This is a genomic window from Paenibacillus sp. BIHB 4019 (assembly GCF_002741035.1).
GTDB lineage: Bacteria > Bacillota > Bacilli > Paenibacillales > Paenibacillaceae > Pristimantibacillus.
This window is the reverse complement of the sequence record NZ_CP016808.1, coordinates 7,056,967-7,069,679: the sequence shown is the minus strand read 5'-3', so window position 1 is coordinate 7,069,679 and position 12,713 is coordinate 7,056,967. Positions and strand designations below refer to the sequence as shown.

The following is a 12,713-nucleotide window of genomic DNA, read 5'->3' as shown; positions in this document are numbered from 1 at the left end:
CCCCGGCCGTGATTAAACTACAGCAATTGATCGGTCTGCCCGTGCTGGTCATTCATTCCGGCAAGCGCGAAGGCACGATCAAGGATGCGATTTTTGACTCCCACTGGAACGTTACAGGTCTCGTGCTCGAAAGCAGCGGCTGGTTCGCTAATGTCGTCAAGACGGTGAGCTGGAATGCGGTGCTGACATGCGGTGTAGACGCGATTATTATTTCCGACGAAGCAGCTGTGCAGAAAACAAAGCTTGAGCAGCTGGGCAGAACGTTTTGCACCAGTAAAGTACAGCTCAAGGGTATGCCTATGGTGACTATACACGGCGTGATGCTTGGACAAGTATCGGACGTTTATTTTCATCCATTTATGGGTACACCAATAGTAGGCTTTGAGCTTACGGACGGTTTTATATCGGATCTGATGGAAGGGCGCAAGTGGCTCAGAGCTCCCGAGGATTCAGATGCCGTGCTGCTCGGGGAAGACGCGATTATCGTTCCTGCTGTCAGTGAAGCAGAATTGGAGCCTGTCGCAGCTTCCAATTCGGAGAATAGGGAGAAATGAAAGATGATGAGATGTCCCAACTGCAATTCGAAAGATATAGGAAAAATAGGTTCCCATCAATTTTATTGCTGGGGCTGCTTCATTGAACTGACCGTCAACGGAGAGAAGATGTCCGTGTACCAAGTGGAGGAAGACGGGACGCTTAGTTCACTTGATGATCTGTTTTTTGAAGATGAAATGCCACAAATCCATGCGACCTAGTGTTATGCATGGTTGCATACTGACATACAATTAGAAGGGAACAGTCATTTGGCTGTTCTCTTTTTTAATGACATTGGAAGGGCGAGGAGGTGTTAAAGTGGCCGAATTAAATGAGGTGCAGGCCCAAATAGCGAAGCTTGCAAGCGAAAATCCGCTAGATGCGCTTGCAGCGATCCATGCGCTGAAAAACGAAGGCGGAAAAATCGTACCCGAGTTGCTTGTGCAGCTGAGGGCTGCAAAAGATCCTGTGCGTACGATGCTGGTTATTGTGCTCGGCGAGCTGGGCCCGCTGTCTGGAGCTGCGGCTGAACAGGTTGCGGCGCTGCTTGATGAAGACAATGAGAAGCTGCGTATGGCCGCCGCATTGACCTTGGTTAGAATAGGCAGTGAAAGCGTTAAACCGCTCCAGCAGATTTGGGCAGCTAAGCAAAATCAGGAGCAGCATCAGGAACAGAATCAGGAGCAGCCGAGCTTCTGGGCAGCATGGGCGTTGTCGATTATTAGTCCGGCTTTAGTGGATGACTCTATTCTTGAAAGACTGGAGCAAGCACAAAAAAAGCCGGATACCCCGGTAGAGGCTTCCGCGGCAAAGGAAGCTCTTGACTGGATATCGGCTAATCGCGTGGAGCCAGAATAAAGGAAGGCCGCTGGGTTGAGCCGCTTATTACCCTAGCTCATGCCCAGTGGCGAATAAATAAAGCACAAGGAACAGGTTTAGCGCTGTAATAACGCCGACGCATAGCCAGGCCAGCACTTTGACCCATGGCTTGTTGGCGAACACGCCCATTTTGGTTCGGCTGCTTGTGAACAGCACGAGCGGAATAATGGCGAAGGGAAGCTGCAAGCTGAGAACGACCTGGCTCCACAGCAGCAGCTCTCCCGTTCCGCGCGTGCCGAACAGCCAAGTGACGATGAGAGCTGGAATGACAGCTAGCAAACGTGTCACAATACGGCGCAGCCAAGAAGGGATCGTAAATTTAATAAAACCCTCCATCACGATTTGCCCCGTTAAAGTTCCCGTAATCGTTGAGCTTTGGCCTGAAGCGAGCAAGGCAACGGCAAACAAGGTGCTGGCAATGCTGACGCCAAGCGTTGGGCTAAGCAGCTGGTAGGCGCCTTCGATTTCTGTTACATTGAGGCCAGTTCCATAAAAGGCTGCCGCCCCTAAAATCAAAATGCTGGAATTAATCAGAAAAGCAATCGTAAGCGAAACGCCGGAATCCCATTGGGAATATTTAATCGCCTCCCGGCGCCCCGTTTCCGTGCGTTCATATTTTCTCGTCTGAATGATGGAGGAATGCAAATACAGATTATGCGGCATAACGGTTGCGCCAAGGATGCCCAGGGATACGAAAAGCATAGCTGGGCTGCTCACGATTTCAAACTTCGGCACATACCCGGAAAGCACCGCTGAAATATCCGGCCGCGAAATAATGACCTCGAACACAAACACCCCGAATATCGTAGCCATCAGTACAATGATGAGCGATTCAATAAGCCTAAAGCCTTTCTTCTGCAAAAGCAGCAGCAAAAATACATCTAGCGTCGTAATGAGAATGCCGCCGATTAAGGGCAGGCCAAAGAGCAAATTCAGCGCGATAGCGGAGCCGATAACCTCGGCCAGATCGGTCGCGATAATGGCAAGCTCGGCGAGCAGCCACAGAATGACCGCGCCCTTGATGCCGACGGAGTCGCGGGTCGCTTGGGCAAGATCGCGGCCGGTCACGATACCGAGCCTTGCCGACAGGTTTTGCAGCAAAATCGCAATTAAGTTAGCGATAAGAATAACGGCTAGCAGCGTGTAGCCGAACCTTGCGCCGCCCGCAATGGACGTTGCCCAGTTGCCGGGGTCAATATATCCGACGGCGACCAGCATGCCGGGGCCAGCGAAGGCGAGAAATTTGCGAAAGCCGCTTGCATTTTTCGGTATATGAATAGAGGAATTCACTTCTTCAAGGCTGACACTTCCACTCGCGCGGAGCCAGCCAGACTTTTTATCCAGTTGATCGGACTGTGTGCTCATAAAAACCCTTCTTTCGTTAACGCTCAGATGTTGGAGCTGTCGCATTTGTTTGTTCTATGAAACAATATTGCTCCTGGGAAACATTTTTGTCAATGGAAAAGTGCTCGGGCATGTCCCTGCTCAAAGCCCAATATGTCAATGATAGCAAAATTTTGTATGATGCAAAAAGACCTCTATTTAGCTTGCTCCCCGTTTCCAAGCGAGATTCTGCAATGACCATGGATGATTTTCCCCGCTTGTACATATACTGTAGCAGATTGGCCTATGGGCCTTTTGAAATATAAGAATTTATAAGCTTCACACTTATGAATGGACTTATATTTCTCGGACTGAAACGCGCAGCCGCCGTCAAAGGACGGCGACAGCCGTTTCACCTTGGTAAGCGAGCGGGGGGTGAGGGAAAGTGGAACGGTTCACAAAAAGCCGTCTGTTTGTGTGGTTGGTCTATGTAATTCTAGGCTTGCTGGCGCTGTATTTGCTTATATTGGTCAAGCCAATGTTTATGAATATTTATTTTTTCCTCAAGGCGATACTTGCGCCATTTATCGTTGCCATGATTATTTCATACGTGCTGAACCCGGTAGTGACGATGCTGCATGAACGTAAAGTTCCGCGAACGATGGCGGTGCTGCTCATCTATACGGTATTTTTCACAGCGCTGACCGTCTTGCTCGTCAATGTTATTCCAATGCTTGCGATGCAGGTGCAGGAGCTCAACGAGCGGGTGCCGGACCTGACGATTAAGGCGCAAAATCTGGTGACCGACATTAACAATACGTCGTTTTTGCCGGACAGCCTGCGCGATGGCATGAACCAGTCGCTGCTCCATATGGAGCGCAAGCTTTCGGAAACGCTGATCCATTTTATCAACAATATTGGGTCGGTGCTGAATACGGTGTTCATTGCCTTTATTGTGCCGTTTCTGGCGTTTTACATTTTGAAGGATTTTGAGGTGTTTGAGCGGACGATCATTACGTATGTGCCCAAATCGCATCGCCAAAACACCGTCCGGCTGATGAAGGATATCGACTCGGCGCTTGGCAGCTACATACGCGGGCAGTTTCTGGTCTGCCTGATCGTCGGCGTGCTCGCCTATATCGGCTACACGATCATCGGAATGGAATATGCGCTGCTGCTTGCCGGCATTGTCGCCATTACGAACATTATTCCCTACTTGGGCCCGTTTCTGGGGGCGATTCCGGCTATTCTGATGGCGTCGACCATATCGGTCAAAATGATGATTCTCGTTGCGGTAATCAATACGCTATGCCAAATTTTAGAGGGCAACATCATTTCCCCTCAGGTGGTGGGGAGGACGCTGCATATGCATCCGCTGGCGATTATTTTCGCTCTGCTGGTCGGAGGAGAGGTCGCGGGCGTTGCGGGGATGATTCTCGCCGTTCCGATTTTCGCAGCGCTTAAGGTCATCGTCCAGCATATGTTTGCTTATTATGTACGGCGAAAGATTATTTGACAGCAGGCCTTGCTGCCGATATACTCTTTTTTAGTACATCTCAAGCGTAAACGGCTTTCGCCGTCCTTTGGAGGCAGAGCTTGCGTTTCGCGATGAAATATAAGCCCATTTATAAAAGTGAAACTTATAAATTCTTATATTTAAAGCAAAAATGACTTCATCGTCCTTCGGGGACGCGCGAAGAGTTTTGTCGGAGAAATATAAGCCTATGTATAAGTGCAAAACTTATAAATTCTTATATTTTAAATGGAAATCGTTGATGAAAAAGAAGTAAGCTATAGACCGCCAATCAGAGATGAAGCTTCTTCGCCGTAATCGGCGTTGGCTGCAAGAGCTTTTATGGCGAAGGATGGCTGAAAGCTGCTTTCGGAGTGTGAATGAACTTCACCGGGAGGACCCGTTATCGTCCATACGAGGAGATTGCTGCTGCAAGGCTGTGCCGCTAGAAATAGGGCAAGGCTTATGCCGGCGATAACCAGGGTGGTACCGCGAGTTTTCGTCCCTGTCATAACTGACAGGGACTTTTTGATGTTTTAAAGCAGGTTTGGCGGCAAAATGCAGGGGCAAATTAATGAAACTTATTGGAGGCGTATCAACTATGAAGGCTAGTGAAATTCGGGCAAAATGGCTCGCTTTTTTTGAAAGCAAAGGACATACGATCGAGCCGAGCGCATCGCTCGTGCCGCACAACGATCCATCGCTGCTATGGATTAATGCAGGCATGGCGCCGCTGAAAGCATATTTTGACGGACGCGTCATTCCGGAAAACCCGCGGATTACGAATTCGCAGAAGTGCATTCGCACCAACGATATTGAAAATGTCGGCAAAACGCGCCGCCACCATACTTTTTTTGAAATGCTCGGCAATTTCTCCATTGGCGATTATTTCAAGGAAGAAGCGATAACGTGGGCTTGGGAGTTTCTAACGGGCAAGGAGTGGATCGGCTTCGATCCAGAGCGCCTGTCGGTTACGGTTTACCCGGAGGATGAGGAAGCATACGCGTTCTGGAACAAAAAAATCGGCCTGCCAGAGGAGCGCATCTACAAGCTGGATGAAAACTTCTGGGATATCGGCGAAGGCCCATGCGGACCATGTACGGAAATTTTCTATGACCGCGGCGACAAATACGGCGATTTGAACGATCCAGAATGCTGGCCGGGCGGCGAAAACGAGCGTTTCCTGGAAGTATGGAACCTCGTATTCTCGCAATTCAACCATAACAAGGATGGCAGCTATACGCCGCTTCCAAACAAAAACATCGATACAGGCGCGGGCCTGGAGCGTTTCGCTTCGATTTTGCAAGATGTCGATTCGAACTTTGATACCGACCTGTTCATGCCTATTATTGAGCGTACATGCGAGCTTGCTGGGGTGAAATATCATGTGAACGATGAGCATGATGTGGCGCTGAAAGTAATCGCTGACCATATCCGTACGGTCGCTTTCGCAGTCGGCGACGGCGTTATGCCTTCTAATGAAGGACGCGGCTATATTATTCGCCGTTTGCTTCGCAGAGCGGTTCGTTATGGAAAAACGATCGGCATCGACCGTCCATTCCTGCATGAGCTGACCGCTACTGTCGGGGAAGTGATGGGCGTGTACTACGACGAGGTTGTATCCAAACGCGAATTTATTGAGAAGGTTATTCGTACAGAGGAAGAACGTTTCCACGAAACGCTATCCGACGGTCTGGCATTGCTCACGACGCTTGTCGACACGGCGCGCGCAGCAGGCGGCAAGGAAATCGGCGGCGAGGATGCATTCCGCTTGTATGATACGTATGGCTTCCCGTTTGACCTGACGGAGGATTTTGCAGCGGAAAATGGCTTGACCGTTGACCGTGCAGGCTTCGACGCAGCTATGGAAGCGCAGCGTGAACGCGCGCGGGCAGCTCGCCAGGATACAGGCGGCATGAAGATTCAAGGCGGAGCACTCGGCGAATTCACGGTTAAAAGCGAATTTGTTGGCTATAATGAATTGGTAATTGAATCGACTATTACGGCGATTGTGCAAGAGGATGCGCTGATTGACAGCGCAGGCGAAGGCAGCGAAGTGTTTGTGCTGCTGGACCGTACCCCGTTCTATGCGGAGAGCGGCGGACAAATTGGCGACCGCGGCATTATTTCGGGCCAAGGCTTCTCGCTGCAAGTGAAAGACGTGACGAAAGCGCCGCATGGCCAAAGCGTGCATCATGCGCTCGTAGTATCGGGAACCGTTAAGACGGGCGAGAAAGTGCAGGCGGCTGTAGCGAAAGCGGTTCGTGAGGACGTCATTAAAAACCACACGGCAACCCATTTGCTGCATAAAGCGCTCAAGGAAGTGCTGGGCACTCATGTCAACCAGGCGGGTTCCCTTGTGGAAGCGGAGCGCCTGCGCTTTGACTTCTCCCATTTTGGCAGCATTACCGATGAGGAGCTTGTAGAAATCGAGCGCCGTGTAAACGAGCAAATTTGGAACAGCACCGATGTGACCATTACGAACAAGTCGCTTGCAGAAGCGAAGGAAATGGGCGCAATGGCCTTGTTTGGTGAAAAATATGGCGATGTCGTCCGCGTCGTGCAAGTCGGCGACTACAGCCTTGAGCTTTGCGGCGGCTGCCACGTAGCCAGCACTTCGCAAATCGGCGTGTTCAAGCTGATTAGCGAAAGCGGCATAGGTTCCGGCGTGCGCCGGATTGAAGCTGTTACAGGCCGTCACGCTTACAGCTACACGGAAAGCCAGCTTGATTTGCTGGGGCAAGCAGCAGCATTGCTGAAATCGAGCAATGGGGATGTGCCTAAGCGTATCGAAGCGCTGCATGCGCAGGTGAAGGAGCTTGGCCGCGAGAACGAATCGCTGCAAGCGAAGCTGAGCCGGATCGAAGCAGGCTCGCTGGAGCAGCAAGCGAAGCAGATTGGCGAAATTACGGTGCTTAGCGCTCAAGTAAATGCGCCATCAATGGACGCGCTGCGCGGCATTTCTGATGAGCTGAAGCTGAAGCTGCCTTCCGCCGTCATTATTCTTGGCGCTGTTCAAGAGGATAAAGTCAGCCTCGTAGCGTCGGTATCGGCCGATTTGGTGAAGAAGGGCCTCCACGCTGGCAAAATTATTAAAGAAGCAGCAGCAGTGTGCGGCGGCAGCGGCGGCGGCCGTCCTGATATGGCGCAGGCTGGCGGCAAGGACGCTTCCAAATTGGAAGAAGCATTGAAACTTGCGGAAGAACTGGTTCTCGCCCAAGCAAATGTGATATGATAGGAATGTGTATCGATAGTAATCTCATTGAAATGTAGTTGGAAAGCGAGGTGCTGGCGATGAGTTCCATGGACAAAACGATGAAGTTTGATGTGTTGCCGGAAAGTTTGGAAACCTCCTCACAGGACATTTTGCTGTCTGTGCATGAGGCGCTTCTGGAGAAAGAGTACAATCCGATTAATCAGATTGTAGGCTATTTGCTCTCCGGTGATCCCGCGTATATTCCGCGGCACAACAACGCCAGGAGCCTGATTCGCAAGAAGGAACGCGATGAACTCATTGAAGAGCTTGTCCGGTTTTATTTGAACAATAAGAAAACATAATAGTCAGGAGCCGGACAAGCAATGAGAACAATGGGACTCGATTACGGCGATCGCAACATTGGTGTTGCGGTAAGCGATCCTTTTGGCTGGACTGCGCAAGGGCTCGAGGTCGTGAAGAAGCGCCGTGACAATGGCGAATTGGATCGGCTTGCCGAATTGGCGCAGCAGTATGAGGTTAGTGAAATCGTCTTGGGACTACCGAAAAACATGAATAACACCATCGGTCCGCGAGGCGAAATTAGTATTGAATTCGCAGAGCAGCTTCGACAGAAACTACACTTGCCTGTTCACCTTTGGGACGAACGGTTGACTACTGTAGCCGCAGAGCGTACTCTCATAGAAGCGGATGTCAGCCGTAAGAAGCGAAAGCTGGTAGTGGACAAAATGGCGGCAACGCTCATTTTACAAAATTATCTCGATTCTAAGGGCTTGCGTTAACAGGAGCGAAAGCTATTTTGGCGCAATGCACAAAACGAAAAGGTGAGGGTTAAGATGACAAAGGATGATATGCAGTTCGAAGAGCCGGAAATTATTTATATTCCGGATGAAGACGGCAATGAAGAAGAATTCGAAGTCATCATGAAGTTTGAAGTGGATGGCTCTGATCAGAAATATATGATGGTCGTTCCGCTCGTTGGTGAGAGCGAAGAGGAAGATGAGGTCTACGCCTTCCGCTATGAGGAAGATGGCGACGATCTTAAGCTGTACACGATTGAAGATGAAGAAGAATGGAACATCGTGGAGGAGACGTTTAATACGCTTCTCGGCGAATTGGAGGAAGAAAATTAATGGATCAAGGCGAGGTACTGATCCCGCAGCCGCTTGAGCGGCTGCGGGAAGCCTTCGGTCCTCAAATCGAGCTCCTTGCGGGCGGCGGCGTTATGGAAACCTTCGTCATCAAGGCCGAGTTTAAGCTCGGCTCCTACGTTTATGCAGCGCTTCAGTCGGAAGCGATGAAGGGCGAGGATGAAGTGGAGCTTTTCCGCGTCATTGGCGAAGCTGGCCAAGAGCCGGAGCTGGAAACGATTGAGGATGATGAAGAATGGGAACTGGCGTCTGAAGCTTATGACGATTTGTTATTTGCTGGCGATGAGCGGCCTTAAGCAAGCTTTATTATACGTATACATCGAGAAAAGGAGCGGTGCACACCGCTCTTTTTCTCGACGTATTGGGGAATTAGGAGGAAAGCAGGTTGGACAACGCAAAGAGGCAGTCATCTAGGCCTAGCAAGGTTCGTATCGCTTTTTACGTATTTTTAAGCATTTTAGGCGTTATCACTACAGTGGTGGGCGGCGCATTTATTTATTTGTGGCTTCAATTAGAGCCAACTAAGACGGCAGAGGCCAAGCAGATTGTCATTCCGAACAACGCCTCAGCGAGCCAAATTTCCGATGTGCTTCAGGAGGAAGGGATTATTAAAAATGCCCTGATCTTTAAGTATTATTTGAAGCTGGAGAAAGAAGGCGGCAAATTTCAAGCGGGCACCTATTCGATGAATCCCGGTATGGATAAGGCAGATGTCATCGCTATGCTGAACAGCGGCAGCACCGTCAAGCAGGAGACGATCCGGTTTACGATTCCAGAGGGGCTTACGGTGCTGCAAATTGCCGATAAGCTGGCGGAAGAGAAGCTGATCGACAAGGATAAATTTTTGGAGCTGGCCGATAAGCAGCAAACGTGGACGAATGCGGATGCAGTCAATGAAATTTCAGCTGATGCCAAGCTGCATCACCGGCTGGAAGGTTATTTGTTTCCAGAAACGTACGAAATGAAGAAGGGCAGCACGGAGCAGGAAATACTGAACCGTATGATTTCCGAGCTTGATGTAAAGCTTGACCAGCTTCCGAATGATTGGACGATCCAACTGGAGAAACGCAAGCTGACGATTCATCAACTGCTTACGATTGCATCCCTTGTCGAGCGCGAGGTCGTCGTTGACGAGGAGCGTCCGATCGTTGCGAGCGTTATTTATAACCGCCTGAACAAGCCAATGAAGCTTCAAATAGATGCAACGGTGCAATACGCGCTCGATAAGCCGAAGGAACGTTTATACAATAAGGATCTTAAAGTTGACAGCCCTTATAACACCTATCTGGTAGATGGGCTCCCGCCGGGACCGATTGCGGCGCCAAGCCTTAGCTCGATCAAAGCGGCGCTTTATCCGCAGGAAACGGAATATTTTTTCTATGTAACCAAGAAAGACGGAACCGGACAGCATCTGTTTGCTAAAACCTTTAGCGAGCATAACAATAATATTGCCAACAGCAACAAAACTGCGCAGTCTAAGTAAGGAGTGTAAGAAACATGGCGGTAAAGCCTGAATTATTAACGACAGCTTCATCCTTGGAGGAACTGGAGCGTCTGATTGCTGCCGGAGCTGATGCTTTCCTGATTGGAGAAGCACGCTACGGCATGCGCCTTGCTGGACAATTTGATTTGGAAATGATCAAGCAAGCAGTGAAGCTGGCAGCGCCACATGGTGTTAACATTTATGTATCGGTAAATAATTTGATTCACAATCATGTCGTTGAATCGTTGCCTGGCTATTTGCAGGCACTGGCCGAAGCTGGAGTCAACGGCATTATGTTCGGTGACCCCGCTGTATTGATGGCTGCGCGGACTGCTGCTCCTAACATGCCGCTGCATTGGAATGCCGAGATGACATCAACGAACTATGCGACTGCTGAATATTGGAGAAAGCGCGGCGCTACGCGGTTTGTGCTTGCCCGTGAGCTGAATATGGAGCAGGTTATTGAAATCAAAGAAAACTCGACAATGCCAATCGAGGTGCAGGTTCACGGCTTGACGAATATTTATCATTCCAAGCGCTCGCTCGTGAACAGCTATTTGGATCATCAGGAAGACTCCGGCAAGCTTGGCAGCGCAAGCAAGGAGCAAGGGCTATACGTAATGGAAGCTGAACGCAAAGACGAGCGTTTCCCTATATATGAGGATGCCAACGGCACGCATATTTTGAGCTCGGATGATATTTGCATGCTGGAAAACTTGCATGAGCTGATGGAAATCGGCGTGGAGAGCTTGAAGATTGAAGGGCTGCTCAAGTCGGTGGAATATAATGAAATCGTAGTTCGGGCATATCGCGACGTCATTGACGCTTATATGGCTGATCCGGAAGGCTACCGTTTTGAGGATGAGTGGCTGGACCCGATTAAAGAAGCGCAAGATCCGCAGCGTGAGCTGAGCTTTGGTTTCTTTTATAAAGAACAGGTGTATTGAGGAATTGAGCAGGAGGTGCAGCTGCTATGACAGTCGCAGAAAAAACATATTCAGGGGCGACGAACCCGGCGAAAACCCGCTATCAGGGAAAACGCCATAGGCTCGATCGTCCTGAACTGCTTGCCCCGGCAGGCAATTTGGAAAAGCTGAAATTCGCCATCCACTATGGCGCTGACGCGGTTTATATTGGCGGGCAAAAATACGGCCTTCGTTCCAATGCAGGCAACTTCAGCTTTGAGGAAATGCGGGAAGGCGTTGAGTTTGCCAATCGCTATGGCGCAAAAGTGTTCGTTGCTACGAATATTTATGCGCATAATGAGGATATCGGCGGGCTTGAACAATATTTGCGCAATTTGGAGGAAGTCGGCATATCAGCGATCATTGTAGCTGATCCGATTATTATTGAGACGGCTGCGCGAGTAGCGCCTAAGCTGGAAGCGCATTTGAGCACTCAGCAATCTACGCTCAACTGGCAGGCGGTACAGTTTTGGAAGGAAGAAGGACTGCCGCGCGTCGTTCTTGCCAGAGAAACGAGCTTTGAAGAAATCGCAGAAATTAAAAAGCATGTCGATATCGAAATCGAAGCTTTTATTCATGGCGCAATGTGCTCTTCCTTTTCCGGCCGCTGTGTACTGAGCAATCACTTTACCGACCGTGACTCCAACCGCGGGGGCTGCTCGCAGTCATGCCGCTGGAAATACGATTTGTTTGTTGATGATGTGCCGATGTATTCCGAAGGCGAAGATCAATTCACGATGGGTTCTAAAGACCTGTGTATGATTGAATATTTGCCGGAGCTCATTGATGTTGGCGTAGACAGCTTCAAGATTGAAGGCCGCATGAAGAGCATTCACTATGTTGCTACCGTTGTAAATGTGTATCGTCAAGCGATTGATTCCTATTTTGAAGATCCGGAACATTTCGTGCTGAAGCAGGAATGGCTGGATGAAATTTTCAAAGCGGCGAATCGTCCGCTTAACACGGGATTTTTTCTCGATACACCGGGTGCAGAGGATCATATTTATGAGCCGGAAGATAAGCCAGCTCCTTATGATTTTGCAGGGGTTGTTCTGGAATACAACGAAGAGACTGGAGTTGCGGTTGTTGAGCAGCGCAATCACTTCAAACTGGGACAGGAAGTTGAGTTTGTAGGTCCCGGCGGACGCTTCTTCAAACAGACGATTACGCAGATGACCGATGACAAGGGGCAGGAACTGGATGCCGCAAGACACCCGCTTCAGCGCATCCACATCAAGACGCTGGCACCTGTTGAACCGATGGATATGCTGCGTAAACTAATGATAAAAAAATAACTAGGACCAGGACACTGTTTTCGATTTTTGAAAATAGTGTTTTTTTTATTATTTATTAATTATTTGTGAGATGAAAACCGATATATAGAATTAGGGGCTACATAAGAAAAGAGAGCACAAGGATTCATTGACAACATATTGAACGCTTCTAGAGACCTAGTCCGTAACAAATAAAAAAGGCGGTGTCATCATTGAAAAAAAATGAGGACAAAACTCAGTCGAAGAAAATTGCGAGGGAAAAAGCAGAATCAGGGAAATCTATGAAAGCCCTTTCTGGATTTTGGAGCGGATCTAAACCGATTATGAAAAAAATCATCTCTAAGACAGGCAAATACGGGAAAAGCTCATCCAAGCAG

General features: G+C 49.5%; 14 protein-coding genes. 12 read left to right on the top strand and 2 right to left on the bottom strand.

Going from position 1 to position 12,713, the window contains the following annotated elements; genetic code table 11:
• Positions 1–8 precede the first annotated feature (8 nt).
• The 3 genes from BBD42_RS30605 to BBD42_RS30595 all read left to right on the top strand — a co-directional run bounded on the left by BBD42_RS30605 (position 9) and on the right by BBD42_RS30595 (position 1,392).
• On the top strand, positions 9–554 hold the full coding sequence (locus BBD42_RS30605; protein WP_056040027.1) for a PRC-barrel domain-containing protein: 546 nt from the start codon (positions 9–11) through the stop codon (positions 552–554).
• A gap of 3 nt (positions 555–557) precedes the next feature.
• A complete protein-coding gene (locus tag BBD42_RS30600; protein WP_046234401.1) occupies positions 558–755 on the top strand; it encodes a hypothetical protein in 198 nt (65 codons plus the stop codon).
• A 97-nt stretch (positions 756–852) separates the two neighbouring features.
• A complete protein-coding gene (locus BBD42_RS30595; protein WP_099521233.1) occupies positions 853–1,392 on the top strand; it encodes a HEAT repeat domain-containing protein in 540 nt (179 codons plus the stop codon).
• 27 nt (positions 1,393–1,419) lie between these two features.
• On the opposite strand, the gene BBD42_RS30590 is transcribed toward BBD42_RS30595, so the two are convergent.
• The gene (locus tag BBD42_RS30590) at positions 1,420–2,778 is read right to left on the bottom strand and encodes an Nramp family divalent metal transporter (RefSeq protein WP_099521232.1); all 1,359 of its coding nucleotides are present in this window, start codon (positions 2,776–2,778) and stop codon (positions 1,420–1,422) included.
• A gap of 403 nt (positions 2,779–3,181) precedes the next feature.
• Between BBD42_RS30590 and BBD42_RS30580 the strand changes: the two genes are divergently transcribed.
• Positions 3,182–4,252, top strand: a complete 1,071-nt coding sequence (locus tag BBD42_RS30580; RefSeq protein ID WP_056040033.1) for an AI-2E family transporter — start codon at positions 3,182–3,184, stop codon at positions 4,250–4,252.
• A gap of 275 nt (positions 4,253–4,527) precedes the next feature.
• Here the strand turns inward: BBD42_RS30580 and BBD42_RS31650 are convergent, their stop codons facing one another.
• Complete coding sequence (locus BBD42_RS31650) at positions 4,528–4,761, bottom strand: hypothetical protein (protein WP_150131620.1); 234 nt, start codon at positions 4,759–4,761, stop codon at positions 4,528–4,530.
• Positions 4,762–4,850: 89 nt separating this feature from the next.
• Here BBD42_RS31650 and alaS point away from each other — a divergent pair, with 89 nt between their 5' ends.
• From alaS to BBD42_RS30540, 8 genes are all read left to right on the top strand, one after another.
• Positions 4,851–7,484, top strand: coding sequence for an alanine--tRNA ligase (gene alaS, locus BBD42_RS30575; RefSeq protein ID WP_099521230.1), 2,634 nt, complete (start codon positions 4,851–4,853; stop codon positions 7,482–7,484).
• Between the two features lie 59 nt (positions 7,485–7,543).
• Complete coding sequence (locus BBD42_RS30570; protein WP_056040153.1) at positions 7,544–7,807, top strand: IreB family regulatory phosphoprotein; 264 nt, start codon at positions 7,544–7,546, stop codon at positions 7,805–7,807.
• 21 nt (positions 7,808–7,828) lie between these two features.
• A complete protein-coding gene (ruvX, locus tag BBD42_RS30565) occupies positions 7,829–8,245 on the top strand; it encodes a Holliday junction resolvase RuvX (protein ID WP_056040037.1) in 417 nt (138 codons plus the stop codon).
• A 54-nt stretch (positions 8,246–8,299) separates the two neighbouring features.
• Positions 8,300–8,596, top strand: a complete 297-nt coding sequence (locus BBD42_RS30560) for a DUF1292 domain-containing protein (RefSeq protein WP_046234390.1) — start codon at positions 8,300–8,302, stop codon at positions 8,594–8,596.
• The gene (locus tag BBD42_RS30555) at positions 8,596–8,910 is read left to right on the top strand and encodes a DUF1292 domain-containing protein (protein WP_056040039.1); all 315 of its coding nucleotides are present in this window, start codon (positions 8,596–8,598) and stop codon (positions 8,908–8,910) included. Before BBD42_RS30560 ends, BBD42_RS30555 begins: the two co-directional genes overlap by 1 nt.
• Before the next feature lie 89 nt (positions 8,911–8,999).
• On the top strand, positions 9,000–10,097 hold the full coding sequence (mltG, locus tag BBD42_RS30550; protein WP_099521229.1) for an endolytic transglycosylase MltG: 1,098 nt from the start codon (positions 9,000–9,002) through the stop codon (positions 10,095–10,097).
• 14 nt (positions 10,098–10,111) lie between these two features.
• Positions 10,112–11,044, top strand: a complete 933-nt coding sequence (locus BBD42_RS30545; protein WP_099521228.1) for a peptidase U32 family protein — start codon at positions 10,112–10,114, stop codon at positions 11,042–11,044.
• Positions 11,045–11,070: 26 nt separating this feature from the next.
• A complete protein-coding gene (locus BBD42_RS30540) occupies positions 11,071–12,357 on the top strand; it encodes a peptidase U32 family protein (RefSeq protein ID WP_099521227.1) in 1,287 nt (428 codons plus the stop codon).
• Positions 12,358–12,713 lie beyond the last annotated feature (356 nt).

Coding starts and splice junctions, on each gene's coding strand:
- BBD42_RS30600 (WP_046234401.1), top strand. CDS start 558: ATGATGAGATGTCCCAACTGCAATTCGAAAGATATAGGAAAAATAGGT.
- BBD42_RS30590 (WP_099521232.1), bottom strand. CDS start 2,778: ATGAGCACACAGTCCGATCAACTGGATAAAAAGTCTGGCTGGCTCCGC.
- BBD42_RS31650 (WP_150131620.1), bottom strand. CDS start 4,761: ATGACAGGGACGAAAACTCGCGGTACCACCCTGGTTATCGCCGGCATA.
- alaS (WP_099521230.1), top strand. CDS start 4,851: ATGAAGGCTAGTGAAATTCGGGCAAAATGGCTCGCTTTTTTTGAAAGC.
- BBD42_RS30570 (WP_056040153.1), top strand. CDS start 7,544: ATGAGTTCCATGGACAAAACGATGAAGTTTGATGTGTTGCCGGAAAGT.
- ruvX (WP_056040037.1), top strand. CDS start 7,829: ATGAGAACAATGGGACTCGATTACGGCGATCGCAACATTGGTGTTGCG.
- BBD42_RS30560 (WP_046234390.1), top strand. CDS start 8,300: ATGACAAAGGATGATATGCAGTTCGAAGAGCCGGAAATTATTTATATT.
- BBD42_RS30555 (WP_056040039.1), top strand. CDS start 8,596: ATGGATCAAGGCGAGGTACTGATCCCGCAGCCGCTTGAGCGGCTGCGG.
- BBD42_RS30545 (WP_099521228.1), top strand. CDS start 10,112: ATGGCGGTAAAGCCTGAATTATTAACGACAGCTTCATCCTTGGAGGAA.
- BBD42_RS30540 (WP_099521227.1), top strand. CDS start 11,071: ATGACAGTCGCAGAAAAAACATATTCAGGGGCGACGAACCCGGCGAAA.